At 36.6% G+C, this 22,624-nt stretch carries 18 protein-coding genes; 11 read left to right on the top strand and 7 right to left on the bottom strand.

The features are described 5' to 3' along the window. Positions 1-29 precede the first annotated feature (29 nt). Positions 30-935: an AraC family transcriptional regulator gene (locus tag JO178_RS16530; RefSeq protein ID WP_291938252.1), complete on the bottom strand. Its 906-nt coding sequence runs from the start codon at positions 933-935 to the stop codon at positions 30-32. Positions 936-1,058: 123 nt separating this feature from the next. Here JO178_RS16530 and JO178_RS16525 point away from each other — a divergent pair, with 123 nt between their 5' ends. From JO178_RS16525 to JO178_RS16515, 3 genes are read left to right on the top strand one after another with little or no spacing between them, the layout of a single operon-like run. Next, entirely contained in the window at positions 1,059-2,288 is a 1,230-nt protein-coding gene (locus tag JO178_RS16525) for an MFS transporter (RefSeq protein ID WP_291938250.1), read from the top strand. Positions 2,289-2,290: 2 nt separating this feature from the next. Continuing rightward, entirely contained in the window at positions 2,291-3,772 is a 1,482-nt protein-coding gene (locus JO178_RS16520; protein ID WP_291938248.1) for a trehalase family glycosidase, read from the top strand. A 23-nt stretch (positions 3,773-3,795) separates the two neighbouring features. Beyond that, on the top strand, positions 3,796-6,234 hold the full coding sequence (locus tag JO178_RS16515) for a TonB-dependent receptor (protein WP_291938246.1): 2,439 nt from the start codon (positions 3,796-3,798) through the stop codon (positions 6,232-6,234). An 85-nt stretch (positions 6,235-6,319) separates the two neighbouring features. Here the strand turns inward: JO178_RS16515 and JO178_RS16510 are convergent, their stop codons facing one another. Further along, complete coding sequence (locus JO178_RS16510; RefSeq protein WP_291938244.1) at positions 6,320-6,958, bottom strand: MBL fold metallo-hydrolase; 639 nt, start codon at positions 6,956-6,958, stop codon at positions 6,320-6,322. Positions 6,959-7,028: 70 nt separating this feature from the next. Here JO178_RS16510 and JO178_RS16505 point away from each other — a divergent pair, with 70 nt between their 5' ends. The 3 genes from JO178_RS16505 (at position 7,029) to JO178_RS16495 (ending at position 12,355) form a co-directional block, all read left to right on the top strand. Beyond that, the gene (locus tag JO178_RS16505) at positions 7,029-8,255 is read left to right on the top strand and encodes a type IX secretion system plug protein domain-containing protein (protein WP_291938242.1); all 1,227 of its coding nucleotides are present in this window, start codon (positions 7,029-7,031) and stop codon (positions 8,253-8,255) included. A gap of 367 nt (positions 8,256-8,622) precedes the next feature. Then, the gene (locus JO178_RS16500) at positions 8,623-10,581 is read left to right on the top strand and encodes a M4 family metallopeptidase (RefSeq protein ID WP_291938240.1); all 1,959 of its coding nucleotides are present in this window, start codon (positions 8,623-8,625) and stop codon (positions 10,579-10,581) included. Positions 10,582-10,861: 280 nt separating this feature from the next. Continuing rightward, positions 10,862-12,355: a hemolysin gene (locus tag JO178_RS16495; RefSeq protein ID WP_291938238.1), complete on the top strand. Its 1,494-nt coding sequence runs from the start codon at positions 10,862-10,864 to the stop codon at positions 12,353-12,355. A gap of 86 nt (positions 12,356-12,441) precedes the next feature. On the opposite strand, the gene hemH is transcribed toward JO178_RS16495, so the two are convergent. From hemH to JO178_RS16480, 3 genes are read right to left on the bottom strand one after another with little or no spacing between them, the layout of a single operon-like run. After that, entirely contained in the window at positions 12,442-13,476 is a 1,035-nt protein-coding gene (hemH, locus tag JO178_RS16490; RefSeq protein WP_291938236.1) for a ferrochelatase, read from the bottom strand. 15 nt (positions 13,477-13,491) lie between these two features. Next, positions 13,492-14,019, bottom strand: a complete 528-nt coding sequence (locus JO178_RS16485; protein ID WP_291938234.1) for an NAD(P)H-dependent oxidoreductase — start codon at positions 14,017-14,019, stop codon at positions 13,492-13,494. Positions 14,020-14,030: 11 nt separating this feature from the next. After that, positions 14,031-14,909, bottom strand: a complete 879-nt coding sequence (locus JO178_RS16480; protein WP_291938232.1) for a NifU family protein — start codon at positions 14,907-14,909, stop codon at positions 14,031-14,033. Positions 14,910-15,092: 183 nt separating this feature from the next. Here JO178_RS16480 and JO178_RS16475 point away from each other — a divergent pair, with 183 nt between their 5' ends. Continuing rightward, entirely contained in the window at positions 15,093-15,629 is a 537-nt protein-coding gene (locus tag JO178_RS16475; protein ID WP_291938231.1) for a gamma carbonic anhydrase family protein, read from the top strand. Between the two features lie 146 nt (positions 15,630-15,775). Here the strand turns inward: JO178_RS16475 and JO178_RS16470 are convergent, their stop codons facing one another. Beyond that, the gene (locus tag JO178_RS16470; protein ID WP_291938230.1) at positions 15,776-16,228 is read right to left on the bottom strand and encodes a hypothetical protein; all 453 of its coding nucleotides are present in this window, start codon (positions 16,226-16,228) and stop codon (positions 15,776-15,778) included. Between the two features lie 82 nt (positions 16,229-16,310). On the opposite strand from JO178_RS16470, the gene JO178_RS16465 reads away from it, so the two are divergent. After that, positions 16,311-18,437, top strand: coding sequence for a helix-turn-helix domain-containing protein (locus tag JO178_RS16465; RefSeq protein ID WP_291938228.1), 2,127 nt, complete (start codon positions 16,311-16,313; stop codon positions 18,435-18,437). 46 nt (positions 18,438-18,483) lie between these two features. Here the strand turns inward: JO178_RS16465 and JO178_RS16460 are convergent, their stop codons facing one another. Beyond that, positions 18,484-19,332, bottom strand: coding sequence for a M12 family metallopeptidase (locus JO178_RS16460; RefSeq protein ID WP_291938226.1), 849 nt, complete (start codon positions 19,330-19,332; stop codon positions 18,484-18,486). 371 nt (positions 19,333-19,703) lie between these two features. On the opposite strand from JO178_RS16460, the gene JO178_RS16455 reads away from it, so the two are divergent. From JO178_RS16455 to JO178_RS16445, 3 genes are all read left to right on the top strand, one after another. Then, positions 19,704-20,708 carry an LLM class flavin-dependent oxidoreductase gene (locus JO178_RS16455; RefSeq protein WP_291938223.1) on the top strand — a complete coding sequence of 335 codons (1,005 nt, stop codon included), beginning with the start codon at positions 19,704-19,706 and terminating at the stop codon, positions 20,706-20,708. Positions 20,709-20,776: 68 nt separating this feature from the next. Next, a complete protein-coding gene (gene ribB, locus JO178_RS16450; protein WP_291938221.1) occupies positions 20,777-21,898 on the top strand; it encodes a 3,4-dihydroxy-2-butanone-4-phosphate synthase in 1,122 nt (373 codons plus the stop codon). A 102-nt stretch (positions 21,899-22,000) separates the two neighbouring features. After that, positions 22,001-22,591 (top strand): Crp/Fnr family transcriptional regulator, encoded by a 591-nt coding sequence (locus JO178_RS16445; RefSeq protein ID WP_291938218.1) that lies wholly within the window; start codon positions 22,001-22,003, stop codon positions 22,589-22,591. The last annotated feature ends 33 nt before the right edge of the window (positions 22,592-22,624 follow it).

Below are 22,624 nucleotides of genomic sequence, written 5' to 3'. Positions count from 1 at the left end.
GTTGAAAGTTATTTTAATAACACTAATGATTAAAAAACAGCTGTGGCTTTAACTTCTTTTTCAGCCTTCAAATCTATATTAACCTTGTTATGAGAATAATTCTTTATAAACTCTGAAGGGGTCTTTCCGGTATATTTTTTAAACATTCTGTTGAAATACGTTACATTATTAAAACCGCAGCTGTAACTGCATTCCGAGATGCTTTTATCCTGAGCCATCAGCAGACAGGCTTTATTGATACGGTAACGGTTTACAAATTCAGTGAATGTAATCTGAGTGGCTTTTTTAAAAAAATTACAAAAAGCCGGTAAAGTCAGATTGGCAAGTTGGGCCACCTCCTCAATATTGATTTCTTTATCATAATGATGTTCCACGTAAGTGAAAATATTTTCAAGGCGGGTTTTGTTCTTAGAAATAATGGTATAAGGCATGATCTCTTTATTCAAAAGCTCATAATCTTGACATTGGGATAACTCAAATAAGATTTCAAGCAGCAATAAATATCTTTTATAGCCTTCATATTCCAGCATCAGTTTTAGTTTGGGCAATATTATCTTTTTTACTTTGTGATGAAAGTGAATGCCGTATTTTGAAAGTTCCAGTAAATTTTTAATGGATATTGCTTCTATTTCCTGCTGGGGAAACTGCAGAATCTCTTCCCTGAACTGCAGGACGATTTCTTCATGAGGATCAATGGAATTTAATCCGAATCCGGAATGAGGAATATTGGATCCGATCAGTACCAGATCTCCGTTTGTATAATTACTTTTATGATAGCCTACATGTCGGGTACCGCTCCCGGAAATGACACAGACAAGTTCAATTTCGGGATGATAATGATACTCCCATTTGAATTCGGAAATAGGAGAGTTATTATGAATCGTCCGGAACGAGCTCTTTTCATTAGGGATTACTCTTTCAAAAGTAACTTTCATTTAATTAATCATATTTAATCACTAAAAATACTAATTATATTAATATTGTTCAAATATTGATTTACTGTGTTAAATTATCGTTAATACAAATGCTTCTATCTTAGCCGGCAAGAAATAACCTGAATGAAAAATTTCAACATCAAGGCCGTTCTATTTTTAAATTATTTTGTTTTCGCAATTCTTCTGAATTCTGTGGGAACTGTGATCTTACAGGTCCAGCAGAATTTTGGAATTTCAAAATCTTCGGCCAGTGTTCTGGAAGGTTTTAAAGATCTTCCGATCGCGATTTGCTCATTTATTCTGGCTTCATTTCTTCCCAGGATCGGTATTAAGAACTCAATGCTGACCGCTTTATTTTTGGTAAGCGGTATGTGCTTTATCATGCCATTTGCCGGTAGCTTCTGGATTTTTAAATTATTATTCGCCATCGTAGGGGTTTCCTTTGCTTTAATCAAGATATCGGTTTTTACCTCCATTGGACTGGTTACGGAAACCGATAAAGAGCATTCAAGTTTTATGGGATTTCTGGAAGGTTTCTTTATGATCGGCGTGTTGGCGGGAAATGTTTTATTCAGCCTGTATATTGATGATCATGATCCAAAATCTACAGAATGGTTAAATGTATACTGGGTATTAGGTGTTTTGTCTGCATTTTCTTTTTTCTTTTTATTTTTTTCCAGACTGAATGAGAAGGATGCTAAAAGTGAGAAAACGGATGTACTGGGCGATTTGAAAAACAGCGCAAGTTTATTCAGCTATAAAAAAGTATTATTCTTTTTATTATGTGCATTCCTTTTTGTATTGGTGGAGCAGAGTTTTCAGACATGGACGCCTACTTTTTATAAAGAGATATTAAAAGTTCCTACCTCTATGAGTATTCAGGCTGGAGCCGTATTAGCTGGAGCGTTTGCTTTGGGGCGATTTTTATCAGGTTTCTTTTCAAAAAAATTCAGCTGGATTTATGTGGTCTCATTTTGTGTAGTTGGTTTCGCAATAAGTTTGCTTTTGGTACTGCCGTTAACGCATAATATTCATATAGATACTGCTACCAACTGGCTGAATGCTCCTCTTGTCGTGTATTTATTTCCGTTAATGGGAGGTTTGCTGGCTCCGATCTATCCAAGTATCAACTCTGTAATTTTGGCTTCTATACCTAAATATTTACACAGTGCAATGTCCGGGCTGATCGTTGTTTTTTCAGCTATCGGAGGAACAGTAGGATCCATTATTACAGGTTTTGTATTTCAGGAGTTTAGTGGACAGCAGGCATTTTACCTTTCACTGATTCCGCTTTCATTACTGATTATTTCAGCAATTTTCATGAATAAATTAAAAATTAATCCTAAACAATAGACATGAGTAACCCACTTTATATCAACGAAATTCAAGTTCTTTTTGATGAGGTTCAGAAATCTGAGATTTTTGAAGATCAGAAAATGATGACGGATGCTGTTCCGTTGCTTCCGATTGCTGAAATCAACGAACTCTATGAACAGGAAAAGAATACAGATCACTTTGACCTGAAAAAATTTGTGATGAATCATTTCGATTTTTTAGGAGCTCAGGTTTCTGTTCACAGGGAAGAACATCTGCCTATTAAAGAACATATTGAAAAATTATGGGATGAGCTTACCCGTACCGCATATGAGGAAAAAGGAACGCTGTTGAAATTACCCAAATCTTATATTGTTCCGGGAGGCAGATTTAATGAATTTTTTTATTGGGATAGTTATTTTATTATGCTGGGACTGAAGGTTTCCGGCAGAGTGGCAATGATGGAGAATATTGTAGAAAACTGTTCTTATCTGATTCAGCATATAGGTTTTGTTCCGAATGCGAGCCGAACTCATTTCCTAAGCCGTTCACAGCCACCGTATTTTTCGCTGATGCTGGATCTTCTTTTTGAAACTACCGCGGATGATAAGATCTATACAAAATATCATGACAGTTTAGAAAAAGAATATTATTTCTGGATGAATGGTGAAGAAGGGCTGGAAAATAACACCGCGGTAAAAAGAGTAGTCAAAACAGTTGAAGGGGATATCCTGAACAGATACTATGATTCAGAAAATACACCCCGCCCTGAAAGTTATCTGATTGATATTGAAGATCATGAAAATACTTCAGGAGAAGAGTTTTACAGAAATATAAGAAGTGCCTGTGAGTCCGGCTGGGATTTTTCCAGCAGATGGTTTGCAGACGGAAAAAATATACAGACCATAGAAACGCTGAATCTTGTACAGGTAGATCTGAACTGTCTATTATGGCATTTGGAAATCAGTCTGGCAAAATCTTCAGCACTTCTTGGGCTTAGAGACAAAGAAAATTATTTTACTGAAAGAGCAGCAAAACGAAGACAGATGATCAACAAATACTTCTGGGATGAAAAAGTAAAGATGTATAAAGATTATCACACTAAAAAAAACACAAAAACACCGTCTGAACATATTGCTGCTCTTTACCCTTTATTTCTCGGACTGGCAGACCAGAAACAGGCAGAGGGAATGGCGGGAAATATTGCGGAAAAATTTCTTTATCAGGGAGGACTGGTAACGACTACCGTACAATCAGGCCAGCAATGGGATCTACCCAATGCATGGGCTCCTTATCAGTGGTTGGGATTTAAAGCCATGAAAAATTATGGCTTTGATGAGCTGGCTGAAAAGATAAAAAATAACTGGTGTTCCAATGTAGAAAGAGTCTATAAGAATACCGGAAAACTGATGGAAAAATACAATGCATTGGATACGGAAACAATTGCAGGCGGCGGGGAATACCCCAATCAGGATGGGTTTGGTTGGACGAATGGAGTGTATTTACAATTACAACAAAACTGAAACTAACAACAAAAAATAGGGCTATGAAAAATAAATCAATCTTTTTAATCGCCGCTACAGCTACATTGTACTTCAATAATGCTTATGCCCAGGAAACAACTCAGGATTCTGCCAAAGTTTCTTCCATCGATCAGATTGTCATCACAGGAAATTCCAATCCAAAGAAAAAAATAGAATCCAGCACAGCAATTTCAACATTCAGTGCAAAGGAAATCCAAAAGCAAAATCCGATTAGTGCGGCTGCATTGCTGCAGCGAGTTCCGGGGTTTGCTGTGGAAACTTCCGGAGGTGAAGTAGGGAATAATCTTTTTGCAAGAGGAATTCCTTCTGCAGGAGCGTATGAGTTTGTACAGGTTCAGGAAGACGGCCTTCCTGTTTTTGAAGACGGTGCTCTTCAGTTTGCGAATGCCGATAATTTTTTCCGTGTTGACAATACCGTTAGCCGTTTGGAAGCTTTAAGAGGCGGATCAGGATCCATTTATGCCAATAATTCTCCTGGAGGTCTGATCAACTTTATTTCTAAAGAAGGAACGAATGATTTTAAAGGAACAGCAAAGCTTGAAACCAGTACTTACGGATTAATGCGTACCGATCTGAATGTGGGCGGAGCATTGGTGAAAGATAAATTATTTTTTAATGTAGGAGGTTTTTACAGAACGGATGACGGAATCAGAAAAACAGGCTTTAAAGCTAACAATGGCGGGCAGATCAGAATGAATCTGAAATATGTCTTTGATAAAGGCTATGCGAAAGTATATTATAAAAAACTGGATGACAGAAATACATTTTATTTACCGATTCCTTTGCTTCAGGACGGAAATACATTAAAAGCCTTTCCCGGTTTTAATGCCAATTACGGAACTTACAGTTACAGAACAATCGGGCAGTTGAATATTCCTCAGGCAGGAGGCGGCTTTTTCAGCAGAGATCTTGAGAACGGAATTCATCCGAAAATGGATGTGGCAGGCGCTGAATTTAAGTATGATCTCGGGAATAATTTCAGTGTACTGAATAAAACCCGATATACGGATATCAATATGAATTATACAGGGATTTTTCCTGCAGGAGCACCTAAAACCACAGCTGAATTTGCCAAAGAAATGGGGATGACCAATTATCAGTATTCTCTTGTAAGTAACGGAGCGGCTGTTGACCCTGCTTATGTTCAGAAACTCGGCTTCTGGGCCATTGATAAACAAATGAACAATTTTGTAAACGACCTGCAGTTTAGCTATAAGTTTGATAAAGGAAATGTGACGGCAGGATTTTATAAGTCAAGCTGGAAATCTCATCAGTATTGGAACTGGAGCAATATTTTGACTACCGCTACAGACCGCCCCCAATTGCTGAATCTTGTAGATCCTTCACTGAACCCTTCAGATACAGGTTATTCTAAGACCTATAACGGAGTTACGGATATGTCTTTTCTGATCAGAGATTCGCAGATTCAGGGAAGTCTGAATGATCTTTATTTAAATCTGGATTATAATATTACTGATGCATGGAGCTTCAACGGAGGTATTCGTTACAGCCGTGATTTTTACAAAGGATACGGTGTGAATACTACAACGGCGAATCTTAATAACTCAGGTCTGACGACAGATGGAACTCATAGCTTTGCAACTACGACAGCTGATGATAAAATGGCTGTTTTAGGAAACCAATATACATATTGGTATTATGATGTAAATAAAGTGTCTTATACTTTGGCAAGTAATTATAAAATCAATAGAGAAAATGCGGTTTATGCACGTTTTTCAAGTGGTTTCAGATCTCCGAATGAAGAGGCTTATTATAATAATATGTCAGATCTGAGCCAGATCAAGCCTGTAGAAACCCATCAGCTGGAAGTAGGGTATAAGTACTATTCCCGTACTTTTGATATTGCGGTCATTCCTTTTTATTCTGCCCTTAAAAATCTTTCGTTCACTGATGTATTCTCAGACGGAACTTCAGAAAATAAGTTTGCAAACACCACCAATTTAGGAGTGGAAATTGAAGGGTATGCGAGATTATTTAATAATATTCTTGAAGTTACATTTAACGGAACAATTCAGAATCCGAAATATAAAAATTTTACAGGAAGAAATGCTGATGGCAGTCTGTTCGATTATAGCGGAAATGTAGTAAGGAGAATTCCTAAATTCTATTTCAATATCGCTCCGGCAGTCAATATTACGAAAGAATGGAGAGCTTATGTAAGTATGAACTATTATGGAAAACGTTTTCAGAATGAAGGAAATACGGATGACAATATTCTGCCGTCTTTCACTGAATTCGGAGCAGGAATGTCTTATCAGTTAGGAAAAATTCGTTTTGCTGTAGATGGTACGAATATCTTCAACACAATAGGAATTACAGAAGGAGACCCAAGATCTCAGACTATGGGAGGAACCAATATCAGAATGGCAAGACCTATTATGGGAGCTGCTGCCAGAGCATCTATTACTTTAGATTTCTAAACTCTATTTCTTTATAACAGGAACCCGTCAGAATTTCTCTGACGGGTTCTTTTTTTATTTCTCTCGTTGAATTGTTTTGATCGCTCTACTTCAAAAAAGGATTATACTGTTTCTCAAAACCGATCGATGTAGGGTTGCCATGGCCTGAGAATACCTGAGTATCATTATCTAAAATGAAAAGTTTTGTTTTTATACCATCAATCAGTTGTTCGTAGTTCCCTTTATATAAATCAGTTCTTCCGATACTGCCTTCAAAAAGAACATCGCCGGAGATCATGAACTTTTGATTTTCATTATGATAGACTACGCTTCCCGGAGAATGTCCCGGAACATGATAAATACTGAACTTTTCTCCATCAAGATCTAATTCATCACCTTCTTTTACATACTCAATATCCACCTTTACCGGATCTATTGACATTCCGAACCTCACGCCGCTTGCCTGAAGCATATCTAGTACTTCCTGGTCTTCCAGATGCATATTTACAGGAACTTTAAAAGTATCAAAAGCCCATTGAAGCCCGAAAACATGGTCAATGTGAGCATGAGTTAAAAGAATTTTCCGAATGTTCAAGCCTTTCTCTTTGATAAAGTTATCAATCGCCCGGGTTTCCTGTTCATTCATATTCCCCGGATCAATTAACCAGGCATTTTTATTTTCATTGTAGATGATGTATGTGTTTTCGCTTGCAAAATTGAAAACGAAGCCTTGAATCTGAAGCATATCTGAATATTTTGAGATCAAAAATACGATATTATTAAGAAAATGATGATTTTTCGTTATCTTCGTCATAATGAAAACTTTGCGACTACTTTTACTTTCTTTGGGCGGCCTGGTCTTTGGACAAAATATCCAGAGTATCCAGTTGTTTAATCCACAGACGAATGACGAAACTCCTGTTATTAAGTTTAAATCAAATGAAATACTTGTTTTAAGTTTTGATGATCTTACGAATGCCAGTGAGATCTACCGGTATACGATTAAACATTATGACAGAAACTGGAATGATGATAATCTGTTTTATACAGAGATTGCTACAGGAAGTATGAATGCTCTTCTTGATCAGTTTCAGTATTCCTTTAATACACTTCAACCCTATACTCATTACAAACTCAGTTTTCCAAATGATAAAATACAGCCGAAAATTTCCGGAAATTTTGAATTGATTGTTTATAAGGATTCAGCAGATAAACCTCTTTTTAAAAGAAGGTTTTACCTGGTTGAAGATGTTACGGCTCTCGGATTAAACATCACAAGAATATCAGATGCGAAAAGACCGGATATCAATCAGAGAGTAGAAGTACAGGCTACTGCTAAAGGCGGGGATCTTTCATCCAATGTGAATTCCATGACTTTAAATGTGATGCAGAATAACAATCCGAATGTGATGGTCCCTAATTTAAAACCAAGCTCTGTGCTTGGAAATCAATTGCTTTTTCAGCAGATGAATCTTAGTTTTCCCGGGAATAACGAATTTTATTATTTCGATAACAAAAATATGAATACACCGGCCGATATGGTACGTGCAACGGAAATCAAAGACGGAGTGAATCAGACATACCTGCATCCTGTCTGGGCTTTTCCTTTAAATTATCAGTACCAGCCTGATGTAAACGGAGCCTGGTATTACAGGAGAAATGATCTGGGAAGAGAGCGGGATCCGGATAGAGAAGCAGATTATTCTTGGGTTTATTTTTCTTTAGATTCAGATCCTGTGGATAAAGAAATTTATGTGCTTGGCGGATTTAATAATTTTCAGCCGACTAAGGAAAATCAGATGCAGTATGATGCAGCAGCCAAACAATATGTGGCGAGAATATTTTTAAAACAGGGTTTTTATAATTATGTTCTGGCGACAAAAGAAAATAATGGTGCCCTGAACTTTGGAGAAGTGAACGGGAATTTCTGGCAGACTGAAAACCTGTATCAGGCTTTTCTGTATTATGCTCCTTTCGGAAGAAATTATGACGGGTTGATGGGATATGGAGAATTCAGAACCCCTATTTCCAGTAAAAAATAATATTTTTATAAAGTCAGGTTTAATTTCTGATTATAAAAAAATGAACAATTAGAATGAACGATCTTAAAGAAGATTGTTCATTTTTTTTGTTAAGTATTATGAATAAAGGATTTCTTGTTTTTTTAGATCAAAAATATCATGTTTAGCATAATTTGTGAATATTAATTCACAAATTATTGATTTTAGTTAATTTTTTCAATTAATATCTACTAAATTGATAGGATAATGATAGTTTATGTTTTTTTTTTATAAAATCATTATTGTGTTTTATTAATTGATTTATAATATCTATTAAATTTTATTCATCATTTTATTCATTTTAATGTGAAAAGTTTATAAGTTTGTCATGCAATTAACAAATATTATTATGAAAACAAAATTTATCTTAGTAGCAAGCATTGCTGCCTGCTCTTTTGTTTATGGGCAAGACATTCCGTCAAAATTAATTCCTGGTAAAGGAGGATTACATGCTGATTTTATGAGATTTGATAAAAACGGACCTGCATTTCAGGGAGCTCCGGTTTTATTTGATGAAACCTCTCAGCGCTTAGCACCCGGCCAAGCCCGTAAATTAGGACTTGAGAAAGATCAGCTAGGGTTTGAGACTCATAAATTCCAGCAAACCGTTAATGATATTCCTGTAGAATACGGAGTAATGGCGGTACAAACCAAAGGCGGGAAAATTGTAGGAGAGTCAGGGAAATGGGTGCTCAAAATTCCTCAAAATATTGAAAAACAGGCAAATATTTCCGAAAATATTGCTTTGCAAAATGCCCTGTCTTTTGTAGGAGCAGATTCGTACAAATGGCAAAACAGGGAAGAAGAAGATTTTATTAAAAAAGAAACCAATGATGTGAATGCTACTTTTGCTCCGAAAGGAGAACTGGTCTATTATTCAGATCCTACCGATGAAAAACTGAATGATTTAAGATTAGCCTATAAATTTGATATCTATTCTGAAAAACCATTAAGCAGACAATATGTTTTTGTAGATGCCAAGAACGGAAATATCTTAGGAATAGATGCAATTATTCATGAAGTTAATGCTCCGGGTACGGCAACAACAGGCTATAGCGGAAACAGAAATATTGTAGCAGACTCTTATAATGGCAGCTACAGACTAAGAGAAACCGGAAGGAATGCCGGAACAGCAGTGGAAACCTATAACTTACAAAAAGGGACAAATTATTCGGCTGCCGTAGATTTTACAGATGCCGATAACGTGTGGAATAATGTGAATGCCAATAAAGATCAGTACGCAACCGATGCACACTGGGGTGCTGAAATGACCCTGGATTACTATTATACAAAATTCGGAAGAAAGAGTATCGATAACAATAATTTTGCTATAAAATCTTACGTTCATTATTCCACCAATTACTTCAACGCATTTTGGGACGGCTCCAGAATGACCTATGGAGATGGAAGTTCAACTACAAACGGAGGGAAACCATTAACAGCAATTGATGTTTGCGGGCACGAAATTTCTCATGGCCTGACTTCTAAAACAGCCAACCTGGTATACCAGAGAGAACCGGGAGCTTTAAACGAAGGCTTTTCCGATATCTTTGGAAACTCTATTGAACGTTGGGCAAGACCTAATCAGGCCAGCTGGACGTTAGGGGAAGATTTCAATTATGTTATCCGAGATATGTCTAATCCCAATGCTTACAGCCAGCCGGATACCTATAAAGGAAAATACTGGAAAGATGCAACCACTACCGGTTGTGCCGTACCGGGACAGACTACCAACGACTATTGCGGAGTGCATACCAATTCAGGAGTGTTAAATTTCTGGTATTATTTATTGGTAACCGGAGGATCCGGAACTAATGATAACGGTTTTGCCTATAATGTCTCCGGAATCGGACTGGATAAAGCCGGAGCTATCGCTTACAGAACATTAACAACTTATCTTACTTCTTCTTCCACATATGCCAATACCAGAACTTATTCTCTTCAGGCAGCCGCAGATTTATACGGAGCAGGAAGTAATGAAGTAACCCAGGTGACCAATGCCTGGAACGCGGTAGGTGTAGGAGGGGGTACTTCCGCAGCAGGACTTGTGGCAGCAGCTCCAAATACTTCCGCTTACACAATCAGTCCAAATCCTGCTACAGACAGATTTACTGTAGTCTTCGAAAGTAAGGCAGGTAAAGGAACTGTGGAGCTGGTAAGTTTAACAGGTAAGAAAGAAATTTCTGAAAGAGTAAATCTTACGGACGGAGTGAATAAAATAGATATTCAGCTTCCGACCAATATGCTTCCCGGAGTGTATGTCGTAACTGTGAATGGTCAGAATGCCGGAAACCTTTTGAAAAAATAATCTCTCATATATCTTGATAATGAGTCTGCCTCCTGACAGGGGTAGGCTCTTTATTTTGTAAGAAACAGAGGCGTTATGAGAATCTCTTATCTCTTTAGCCTTTTTGTTTCTATAGTTTTATTTTCGAACCGGTACAAATTTCAGACTTATTATTCACCTATTGATGATATTTATCATTTGTTGTATTTTGGGTTTATAAGTTCACGTAATATTGAAATATATTTTTTTAAATTCGCGGCAACCTCTATAAATAGGAGGTTTCTAATAAAAAAATATAAAAATGAAGCGAATTATTTTATTTTGCTGCGCAGTTTCGCTGTGCCTGATTTCCTGTGTCCGGGATCATAATAACGAAGAAGTTTTAAATACTGACCGATCTCAGAACATGGGCCGTTTTGACAATAAGCCTTTTAGCTGGGATGTCTCTACAGTTGATAAAGATCATATCTTTGTCGGTGACCATAGTCCCAAAACCGGAGTTCCCGGAAATAGCCAGTCTACAGGGAAGAATATCAGTGTAAACAGCTCAACAATATATCCCGGAGCTGTATATCCTTTAAGCAGAATTGAAAACTTTGCTTTTGATTCAGAAGTTAATTATGAAAAGAATCCTTATGATTTAATTTTTTCATTTTCAAATCCTTATGTTATTGAAGGAATCGATAGCCCGAAAGGATTTACTACTTATAATAATATGTTGTCTCAGGCCGTGACTTCTAAAAACTTCAATGACTACATCAATTCCGGTGTTAAAAAAAGCGTTGATTATTCTGCTACAGAATGTTACAGTTATTCGGATGTTCAAAAAGCACTTTCTTTTAATGTAGGTTTAGGGACTATTTTTACTACAAAAATGTCTCAGAATACCCATACGACGAAATATAAGAGTATCTATTTTGCAAGGCTTGTAGCCACTTCATTTGATGTGATCTTTGAGCCGAGTAAAAACGGGTTCTTTAAATCAGCAGACTACAACAACGATGCTAAGACTATTCAGCAGACCGGATTTCCTTCTCAATATTTTACCAGTAAACCTTATTTTACAAAACAGGTGACTTACGGGAAATATGCTTATTTAGCAATTGAAAGTGAATATTCTTATGAAAAAGTAAAATCTGCGATTGAAGCTACCTTTAAAATCTGGAAAGTTTCCGGAGGCGGAGGATATAATCAGGAAACAACAGATATTTTATCTAAATCCGTAGTCACTGTAATGACAACGGGAGATAAGAGTACTGAACCATTCTGGGGAAATTCACTGGATAATCTATATTCTATGTTTAATGTTAAGTTTGACTCTAACTTCTACGGATATCCGATCTTCACCCAGATGAGAAGCGTGGCGAATGATGAAACCCTTGAACTGGATAATCCTGCAAGTGTAGACAGAGCTAAACTGGTTACTTATGTATATAAAGGAGATAAGCGCTGGACGGGATTCGGAGGAGTAAAGGTGATCAACCTGAAAGCAAACTCCAATAATGCCAATGAGTTTTCAAGGATGGATGTTGATATTTCATTCAAAAGCAACAGCTCCGGTGCTTATATTACAAGATCATATACCAAATATTTTACCCCGACTTCCAACTCCATTAATGTTCCGGAACAGTTATTTAAAGAAGGCTTTAAGCTTGATCATAACTGGGTGGGGAGAACCTGGGACGGAGAATCCGAGGTGATGACGAGAATAACGCTCTATGATAAAGCCGGCAACAGAGTTTCTGTTCCGCACAATACAGAATTTGCATGGTTCGGGTCCTATGATAATTTTTAAACCAGCTTTCAAAGCATAAAACCATACCATTAAAAGGGCTGTCTCGTACATGAGGCAGCCCTTTTATATTTTGAGGAAATGATTGATTATACCAGATAAAAATCATTTAGTTTTTCTTCGCACAGTATTTTTACCACTTCAATCCATCGGTCTTCATCATTCAGGCAGGGTATGTAATGGAAATTTTCACCACCTCCGTGAATGAACTGCTCTTTTCCTTCCACAGAAATCTCTTCCAGTGTTTCCAGGCAATCCGAAACGAATGCAGGACAAACCACAGCAAGATTTTTTACTCCTTTCTGAGGTATTGTCTCAAGAGTTTCATCTGTATAAGGTTCAATCCATTTGTCATTTCCTAACCTTGACTGGAAAGAGACAATGGTTTTTTCTTTGGGAAGGCCCATTTTTGCAATCACAGCTTCTGTTGTCTTATAACATTGATGCCTGTAGCAATAGGCATTGTGAGTATCTACCTGACTGTTGATGCAATTAGCTTCATCAATTTTACAGGTTTTTGAAGGATCTGATTTATAAATATGTCTTTCCGGAACCCCGTGATAAGAGAATTGCAGAGCATCAAAATTTTTCGGAAGTTTCTCCTTGATACTTTCAGCAAGGCAGTTGATATAAATATCTCTGTTGTAGAAAGGCTGAATATAATTGATCTTGACCTTTGGAAATTTCTTCTTTCTTACTTCCTCCGCTTTTTCAATAACGGTTTCCGTTGTACTCATTGCATATTGAGGATACAATGGAAAAAGAACGATTTCTGAAATCCCCTGATCTACCAGTCTCTGAATACCGGTTTCAATACTTGGTTCAGCATATCTCATCCCGATTTCCACAGGTACATCTACAATCTTCTGAAGCTTTTTCTGAATTTTTTCAGTAATGACAATAAGTGGAGAACCTTCATCTGTCCAAACTGTTTTATAAGCTTCTGCAGATTTTGCAGGCCTTGTTTTTAGGATGATTCCACGAACAAGAAGCGCCCGGAAGATCCAGCGGTAATCAATTACCCTTTCATCCATCAAAAATTCGTCAAGATATTCCTTTACGTCGTTTACTGCTGTAGACTTCGGTGATCCGAGATTTACCAGTAAAATTCCTTTTTTCTCCAATATTTTTAATTTTAATTATGAAACAGAACGGTTAAAATCTGTTACTAATTTTGATACTTTGACAAAGGTATTATTTTCAACTGATCCATGGTTGTCAAATTTTCCCTTAATTCCTTTTATCAGCAGCTGGTGGGCTACATCTGTTTTTGCTCCGAGTGTCTTTAAAATCAATAAAAGTTCTTCATGTCCTTTTTCTCCACTTGCTGATGCAGTAATAACCGCAACAGGTTTTTCAGAAAAAATATTAGTGGAAACACACCATTCCAGTAAGTTTTTTAATCTGGCCGGAATACTGAAAATATATTCCGGTGTAATAAATAAAAGTCCTTCGGCATTGTTGATCTCTTCTCTGATATTGATGATCTCCTGTGGAGTATCAGTATCAGTTAATGCCGTGTCGAAATGAGGAAGAACAGAAAGATCTTCATATATTTTGAAGCCGATATCCGGATTTTGTTCCAATACCTGCTCAATCAGTTTCTGGTTGCTGGAATTTTTTGAAGCACTTCCGATAATGACCAGAATTTTATTTTTACGAAGCATTTTCAGTCGGATTATCCGTTAACAGCTTCTACTCTTTCTACCAGATCAGGAACAAATTGTTTTAAAATGTTCTCAATTCCGTTTTTAAGAGTAGCCGTAGAACTTGGACATCCGGAACATGCGCCCTGTAAAAGCATTTTTGCTGTCTTGCTTGCTTCATCATATTCCATTAAAGAAATTTTTCCACCATCATTTTCTACAGCTGGCGCTACATATTCATTTAAGATATCAGAGATTTTCTGCTCATCATCGGTATAATCTCTGTTGATGATTTTTTCAACAGGGTTTTCATGTTTCTGAGGTTCCGCTTTTGAAATTTCTCCTCCGTTTTGAAGATAATCAGCAATAAGAGCACGAACGGTCATCATTACCTGATGCCATTCTACGGAATTATCTCTGGTAACCGCGACAAAATTATCGGAGATAAAAACTTCGGTAGCAAAATCAAATTCCTTGAAAATAGCTTCAGCTAAAGGAACTTCTTCTGCTGCTGCTCTTGATTTTACTTCCACAAAACCATCCATAAGTAATTTGCTTGAAACGAATTTCATCACATTCGGATTCGGAGTCATTTCAGCATAAATCTGATACATTTCTTTTTTCTTCTGAAGATAAATTCTCGGATTAGCCAATAATTCATCTTCAATTACATTTTTCAGACTTTCAGCCACATGTTCCCATTCTACAGTATCTTGTTTAGCTATTGCTACAAAATTAGCCGTTATGAAGATTTTCTCCACAAACGGATAATTGAAAAGCTCTTGTGCCAGAGGAATCTCTGAAATATCTGAATTTTGGTCCAATTCTAAAGATCCCGGAATAAGATTGTAATCTGTTACAAACTTCATTACTTTTGGATTTTCAGTTGGTTCTATAAGTACGGTACGCATTTTTTCGTTAAATTTGAGATACAAAAATACGCATTAGAAGTCAGAAGCTGAAAATTGAGAGTTAGATTTTTGCTATCGCTTTAATTTAGAAGTTAGATATCGGGAAATTTAAAAATTATTCAATGCAACTGTCAGGACTTTTATCTTTAAATAAGTTTATTATTAAATTTTCAAATTAAAACTATGGCACTTATAAAAGAACTATTAGGAAAAAGACCGCAAATCGGGGGAAATACTTTTTTAGCTGAAACAGCAACCATTATCGGAGATGTGACGATGGGACAAGACTGCAGTGTTTGGTATAATGCAGTTATCAGAGGGGATGTACATTATATAAAAATGGGTGATAAAGTGAATGTCCAGGATAATGCAATGCTGCACTGCACGTATCAGAAACATCCCCTGAATATTGGCAATAATGTTTCTATAGGGCATAATGCCATTGTCCATGGATGTACCATTAAAGACAATGTCCTGATTGGAATGGGAGCTATTGTTATGGATGATTGTTTAGTAGAGGAAAATTCTATTGTAGGAGCAGGTTCTGTTGTTACTCAGGGAACTCACATTAAGTCGGGTGAAGTCTGGGGCGGAGTACCGGCAAGAAAAATTAAAGATATCAATGCACAGTTACTGGAAGGAGAAGTAAACAGGATCGCAGATAATTATGTGAAATATTCTTCATGGTATAAAGAAAATGTGAAAGACTACGAATTGTAAGGAATGATTCAGATTCCGGTCTGAATAGTATCCTGTAAAAATTATAATAAAGCTCCATCTTCTGATGGAGCTTTGTATATCAATCCTAGTGTAAAAAACTCCTGATGGAATTTGTGTAGATTTGATATAGAACCTTTGCTTTATTTTTAATTATTTTCCGGAGTAATCAATCTTACTTTTCCATTCACACATTTAAGAGAAGTAGGAGGCATCACCATTATACAATCGGACATAATATTATATTTTTCATTAAAAATTCTTACTTTATCAGTATACTCCTTAATTCTTGGTAAAATACGGGTTTCTATTTTTTTAGGATAAGCGATATACTGCTGAGGTCCGCCACATGATTTTATACCCATTGGAGCAAATGTCCAGTCATTGGCATCCGTACACTTTTCTCCTGAAACTTCAGATTCAATAGATGCTTTTAATCTATCCAGCTGGGCCTGATCATATTTCTGACTGTCTTCATCGACAGGTCTTTCTGAAATATCTTTGGGAAGATTGGTATTGGCATTCTTCGATGTATTACAGGAAACCAGACTAATTGTAGTAGATAATACCACAATCGGGATATAGAGTAAATTTTTTTTCATTTTAGACATTGTTCTTTTTAAGATTTTTCAAAACTTGTGCCAAGGTAAGAAAATCAAATTCATTTCCGTATTTTTGACAACGATGAACAATCATTTTTTTGACTTATTAGAACATACCAACAGAAGTGTATTCCTGACCGGAAAAGCAGGAACAGGAAAAACTACATTTCTTAATGATTTTGTAAAACGTACCAAGAAAAAGCATATTGTAGTGGCTCCTACGGGGATTGCCGCAATCAATGCCGGCGGAGTTACCATTCATTCCATGTTTGGGTTACCGTTAAGAACTTTTCTGCCTACGACAGAGAGAATAGATACCAGTCTGGCTAATAATATAGCTGATCTGATGCCTCATTTCAAATACCGAAAGGATAAACTGAAGCTTTTAAGAGAGGTTGAAATTATCATTATTGATGAGGTTTCTATGTTGAGAGCAGACGTACTGGATATGATGGATTTCTCGTTGAGATTTATCAGAAGAAATAATCAGCGGTTTGGAGGCGTACAGATGCTGTTTATAGGAGATCTTTACCAGCTTCCGCCGGTGGTAAGAGATGAGCATATTTTAAAAATGTATTACAATTCTCCGTTCTTTTTTGATAGCCATGCCATTAAAGATATACCTATTGTAACGATTGAGCTTACGAAAGTGTACCGCCAGTCTGACCAGGGTTTTCTGGAGATTCTGAATGCAATCAGGGATGGCGATGTGGCGAATATTGATTTCGACCACCTGAATGAAAGATACGATCCTGATTTTGATATGGGAAAAGAGTCTTATGTATATCTGTGTTCTCATAATAAAATGGCGGATGAAATCAATCAGGAGAAGCTGGCAGAAATAAAAGTGGATGCTCAGACTTATGAAGCCAAGCTTGTTGGAGATTTTAAAGAAAACCAGTTTCCGAATGAGCAGTTCCTGGAACTTAAAATCGGTGCACAGGTCATGTTTATCAGGAATGATATTTCCGGTGAAAAGAAATATTTTAACGGGAAACTGGGTGAGATTATCGGTCTTGATGAAAATGAAATCCGGATTGTTCTTGATGAAAGTGAAAGAGAAATTACCGTAAAAAGAGAAACCTGGGAACAGAAAAAATATTTCCTGGATACAGATAAAACAATTCAGGAAGAAGTATTAGGCAGTTTTGAACAATTTCCTATTAAACTTGCCTGGGCGGTAACAATTCATAAGAGCCAGGGGTTGACGTTTGACAAAGTTATTATTGATGCCGGAAAAAGTTTTACTGCCGGTCAGGTGTATGTAGCTTTATCACGGTGCCGAACACTGGAAGGAATTGTTTTAAAATCAAAAATTACACCCGAAGTCATTTTTAAAGACAGCAGAATCCAGCATTTTCATTCAGATACTGTGGTAAACGATCATATCGAATCTATTCTGAATCAGGAAAAATATGATTATAGTATCAGAAAAGTACTCCGTACAGTAGATTGTGTATGGTTTTTAAAAGAAGTCGAAGACTGGAATAAACTTTCAGTTGTGACCAAAAACCTGGATCATGTAAAAACGAATCAGCTTTATCTTCAGCTGAAACATGAAGCTGTGAATCTGGGTAAAATCTTTGAAAAGCTGGAAAGAATTATTTTCCAGAAAGTCAGTCATTTTATTGAGAAAAAAGAAGAATGGTCTGAAATTGAAAGTAAAACCAAAGGGGCTGTTAATTTTTTCTTTACGGAAACCAGAAATAAAATTTTTGATCCTTTAAAAGAATTTTATGCTGAAATTAAAGGAGCAAAAGGCCTTAAACAATACAATGATGAATTCAGAATCTGGCTGGAAGATATTGAAGAATATTTAAACAGTCTTAAAGATATCTATCTGCTTGAGACAAAACTGTTAGACGAGAAAAATGATAAAGAGATCAATCTGAAAATTGCTAAAGTTCCTTCTCAGGTGCTCACTTTTCAGTTATTTGAACAGGGAAAAACCATTGGGGAAATTGCACTGGAAAGAGGATTGGTAAAAGAAACGGTAATCGGGCACCTTGCGAAATTTGCAGAACAGGGGTTGCTGGATATTTCAAGAGTTATTACTTCAGATAAAATTAAGGCTTTCGAAACGGAATTTTACAAAAAACCACACGAAACACTTACGGAATGGAAGAATGTACTTCCAAGCAATTTTGAATTTAACGAGATCAGGATTCTTTTAAATCATTATAATTATAAAAAGGAAAAGAATTCATAAGATTCTTTTCCTGATTATTTTATAAGGCCTTTCTGCGGATCAGGAATTAAGGATACATGGTGTTAATCGTATTGATATCTCCGGTTGTAAACCCTGTTCTGCTATAAGTAAAATTCGTATTATCAGCTTTTTTGATTGTAGGAAGCCCGTTTTTGGAGTAGGAAGTAGGCCAGTACATCATCACTGAATTAATGTTGAAAGGACCTATATCCGTTCCTGAAGTATATTGATTAAAATTATAGGCCTGTCCGTCCTGGATATTGTTCCACTGGATGCTCACATACTGATCTCTGTCTTTACGGGAATGCTCGTGATAAAGTCCAACGGTATGTCCCATTTCGTGAATGACCGATCCCACGGAAATATACTGATCTAATGAAATGGTTTGTTTTCCGCCCTGATATCCGATATGTGCCCATCCGTCTGATCCGGATGAACTTCCGAAAATAAATTCCACATAATTAGTCTGATTGGTACGGGGAATCCATTGGGTATTGGTTTTTGCGTTATATTCATTAACTGCCGTAGTGATTTTATTGGCATTAATAGAGCCCATATTGTTTGCAACGGTATAGTAAATTTTACCTCCGGGCCATCTGGACAGGCTGGCTCCGCCTTTATTGGCAGAAAGGCCTCCGGATAACTGCTGGTCGGAAAGTACAATATCTCCCTGGAAAAAATTCATTCCGTTTTTTCTTTCATAGGTAATTTCCTGGCCTTCCAGCATCCCTTTTTTAAGATTCTCAATACCGGCAGCTGTTGCCTGGGTTTCTGTTATCAGCTCATCATTGTTTTTACTGCAAGAAGCTGCTACAACAGATAAAATCAGGCCTGCAAAGATTGTTCTCTTTATCAGTGACCTATGATGCAATAAGTCATTAGATTTTTTGTTCATAAGGATATTTTTAATGGTGTATAATATGTTTTGTTTTCGATACTAATATAGTGATTTATTTCTCTTTTTAATGAGTTATTTTTATTGAAAATGTTGTTATTGTATTGATTGTTTAAAGTGAGTTTATTAAAATTACAAAGAGGATGTACATCGTTTTAGTTTAGTTTTTGAACATCATGTACAAAAGATATCCCTAATATCTTAGACTTTTCCGATAGTTTTTTCCTGAACTCACTCATCAATCCTATCAATTACAAAAAGTAACTAATGCAATTCAGATGTATTAAATTTGCTTGGTTTTATAAACCCCCATTTATAATTATGAAATTGACAAAGGAGATTCTTATCACCTTTAAAAATAACTTCTTAATATGAAAAATTTTGAAATTTCTGTTTTAGACCTTGCGCCGGTAAAGCAAGGGAAAAGCATTCATGATACTTTTCAGGACAGCTTATCTTTAGCCAATCATGCTGAAAATTTAAACTATAAAAGATTCTGGCTGGCCGAACATCACAATATGGAAAGTATTGCCAGTTCTGCGACTTCAGTTTTAATCGGATTTATTGCCAACGGAACCAAAACAATAAGAGTAGGATCGGGAGGAATAATGCTTCCCAATCACAGTTCTCTGATTATTGCAGAACAGTTCGGAACTCTGGAATCCCTTTTCCCGGGAAGAATTGATCTCGGATTAGGGCGGGCTCCCGGAACAGATGGTTTGACAGCTCAGGCACTGGGAAGAAATCCGGCTATTATCAACGAACAGTTTCCAAGGCAGATTTTGGAGCTTCAAAGATATTTTTCCAAAGAAAATTCGGAGGCTATGGTACGTGCCATTCCCGGAGAAGGGCTGGATATTCCGCTTTATATTTTAGGTTCAAGTACAGATAGTGCATGGCTTGCTGCAGAGCTTGGTTTACCCTATGCTTTTGCGGGACATTTTGCCCCTGAGCAGATGGAGATGGCTTTTAAAATTTACAGAGAACATTTTGAGCCTTCCCGATATCTGGATAAACCTTACATTATTGCCTGCGTAAACGGTGTGGCTGCAGAAACTTCTGAAGAAGCTCATACCATTTCCACCACCTTATTTCAGGCATTTATTAATATCGTAAGAAATGACAGAAAGCCTTTTGCCCCGCCGGTGGATGATATGGATGAAATATGGTCACCTATGGAAAAATCTATGGTTCTTCAGAAACTGAGATATACTTTTATTGGAAATCAAAAGGAAATTCAGGAAAAACTGACCGATTTTCAGGAGCGCTTTAATGTGGATGAGCTGATGATCAACTCTCATATCTATGACCACCAGAAAAGACTGAGGTCTTATGAAATTATAAGAAATGCAGTAAGCTCTTTATTCAAAGCCTAGTAAACCATTCATAATTAATTGGCAAATGCCTATTTTTATGAGTATCTTTGCACAAATAAAACGTAAAAATGTCTGATATTAAATTAAATACTATTCCGGAGGCTATCGAAGACCTTAGAAATGGTAAAATAATCATAGTAGTAGATGATGAAGACAGAGAAAATGAAGGTGATTTTCTTTGCGCAGCAGAACTGACAACGCCGGAAATTATTAATTTCATGGCACTTCACGGAAGAGGTCTGATCTGTATGCCACTGCCTGAAAAAAGATGTGATGAACTTGGCCTTGAAGTGATGGTAAGCAGAAGCAGCGATCCTAAAGAAACTGCTTTTACCGTATCTGTTGACCTCTTGGGTAACGGAACTTCTACAGGAATTTCAGCCGGAGACAGAGCAAAAACAATTTTAGCTCTGATGGATGAAAAATCTAAACCTACAGATTTTATGAGACCGGGACACATTTTCCCGCTTCGTGCCAGAAAAGGAGGTGTTTTAAAAAGAGCAGGACATACTGAAGCTGCAATTGATCTTACTCATTTAGCAGGTTTAAAAGAAGGCGGAGTGATCTGTGAGATCATGAATGAAGATGGAACAATGTCTCGTCTGCCTGAACTTCATGCCTTTGCTCAGAAACACGATATGAAAATCGTCTCTATTGAAGATTTGATTCATTACCAGCTTAAAAAAGGAAATCTGGTAGAAAGACTGGAAGAGAAAAAAGTAAAAACACATTATGGTGATTTTGATTTCTATGCTTTCAGAGAAACCTCAAACGATCAGATTCATTTTGCATTGACTAAAGGTGCATGGACAGTAGATGAACCTGTTTTAGTAAGAGTACAGTCTTCAGATTCTTATTTTGATGTTCTAACAAGATTGAATAACGGTGAGAAACCTTTATTGGAAAAAGTTACCGGTATGGTGAATGAAGCAGGAAAAGGGGCTATCATCTTTATCAATAATGTTTCAAACTCAGAAAATACACTGAGAAAATTACAACAGTTCTTAAACTATCAGGATGGGCAGGAGCAGCATCCTACTTTAGCGTACAATTACAGAGATTATGGTATCGGAACGCAAATTTTAAAGAACTTGGGAATTAATAAGTTTAAAGTAATCACTCAAAATCCTAATATCAAACCTCAGGTTGGAGGATATGATGTAGAAGTAACTGAGCTGGTTCAATTATAATCTGCGCATCATTAGTATTGTATCGGTGCAGCTGTGAAAATACTTATAAATAATGACAAAAAAGGTTTAGGATTTTTCTAAACCTTTTTTTATTTTTAAACCATGACCGGAGCCTTAAAAAATCATATCAAAGGATATGTTGACATTTCAGACGAAAAACTGGATCGTTATTGCAGTGCGTTCAATCTTCTGAAGGTAAAGAAAAAAAACTTTCTTTTGAGAGAAGGGGAGGTCTGTAGCTTTGAAGGGTTTGTAGTCAAAGGTTGTTTTAAAGTTTCACATACAGATCATCACGGAGCTGAACAGGTATTGTATTTTGGAATTGAGAATTGGTGGATTTCTGATATTGACAGCTTTGTCAACCGAATTCCGTCGAAACTGAATATTCAGGCTATTGAAGACAGCGAGATCCTTCTTATTTCGAAAGAAAATAAAGAAAAATTGTATGTAGAAATTCCGGAAGTAGAAAAACTAATGAGGCTGAAATTTCAGAAATCAATTATAGCATTACAACGCAGAATTATTGCTAACCTGAGCAAAACGTCTGATGAGCGGTATCTGGATTTTCTTAGAGAATATCCGGAAACAGCCAATCGGCTTACCAATATACAGATTGCTGCTTATTTAGGTGTTACACCGGAATTTATAAGTAGGATTCGTCGGAAGATTGCCAATAAAATAAATGATAAATAATAAAAGACACCACAAGTATAAAATTGGTGGTGT

The organism is Chryseobacterium sp. (genome assembly GCF_019236175.1).
In the GTDB taxonomy this organism is placed as follows: Bacteria; Bacteroidota; Bacteroidia; order Flavobacteriales; family Weeksellaceae; genus Chryseobacterium.
This window is presented reverse-complemented; position numbering and strand designations above follow the sequence as displayed.

Excerpts from the sequence above, each read along its gene's own strand:
- JO178_RS16515 (WP_291938246.1), top strand. The coding sequence starts at position 3,796 with ATGAAAAATAAATCAATCTTTTTAATCGCCGCTACAGCTACATTGTAC.
- JO178_RS16520 (WP_291938248.1), top strand. The coding sequence starts at position 2,291 with ATGAGTAACCCACTTTATATCAACGAAATTCAAGTTCTTTTTGATGAG.
- JO178_RS16475 (WP_291938231.1), top strand. The coding sequence starts at position 15,093 with ATGGCACTTATAAAAGAACTATTAGGAAAAAGACCGCAAATCGGGGGA.
- JO178_RS16510 (WP_291938244.1), bottom strand. The coding sequence starts at position 6,958 with ATGCTTCAGATTCAAGGCTTCGTTTTCAATTTTGCAAGCGAAAACACA.
- JO178_RS16505 (WP_291938242.1), top strand. The coding sequence starts at position 7,029 with ATGAAAACTTTGCGACTACTTTTACTTTCTTTGGGCGGCCTGGTCTTT.
- JO178_RS16530 (WP_291938252.1), bottom strand. The coding sequence starts at position 935 with ATGAAAGTTACTTTTGAAAGAGTAATCCCTAATGAAAAGAGCTCGTTC.
- JO178_RS16485 (WP_291938234.1), bottom strand. The coding sequence starts at position 14,019 with ATGCTTCGTAAAAATAAAATTCTGGTCATTATCGGAAGTGCTTCAAAA.
- JO178_RS16495 (WP_291938238.1), top strand. The coding sequence starts at position 10,862 with ATGAAGCGAATTATTTTATTTTGCTGCGCAGTTTCGCTGTGCCTGATT.
- JO178_RS16500 (WP_291938240.1), top strand. The coding sequence starts at position 8,623 with ATGAAAACAAAATTTATCTTAGTAGCAAGCATTGCTGCCTGCTCTTTT.
- JO178_RS16480 (WP_291938232.1), bottom strand. The coding sequence starts at position 14,909 with ATGCGTACCGTACTTATAGAACCAACTGAAAATCCAAAAGTAATGAAG.
- ribB (WP_291938221.1), top strand. The coding sequence starts at position 20,777 with ATGTCTGATATTAAATTAAATACTATTCCGGAGGCTATCGAAGACCTT.
- JO178_RS16525 (WP_291938250.1), top strand. The coding sequence starts at position 1,059 with ATGAAAAATTTCAACATCAAGGCCGTTCTATTTTTAAATTATTTTGTT.
- JO178_RS16445 (WP_291938218.1), top strand. The coding sequence starts at position 22,001 with ATGACCGGAGCCTTAAAAAATCATATCAAAGGATATGTTGACATTTCA.
- JO178_RS16470 (WP_291938230.1), bottom strand. The coding sequence starts at position 16,228 with ATGAAAAAAAATTTACTCTATATCCCGATTGTGGTATTATCTACTACA.
- JO178_RS16465 (WP_291938228.1), top strand. The coding sequence starts at position 16,311 with ATGAACAATCATTTTTTTGACTTATTAGAACATACCAACAGAAGTGTA.
- JO178_RS16455 (WP_291938223.1), top strand. The coding sequence starts at position 19,704 with ATGAAAAATTTTGAAATTTCTGTTTTAGACCTTGCGCCGGTAAAGCAA.
- JO178_RS16460 (WP_291938226.1), bottom strand. The coding sequence starts at position 19,332 with ATGAACAAAAAATCTAATGACTTATTGCATCATAGGTCACTGATAAAG.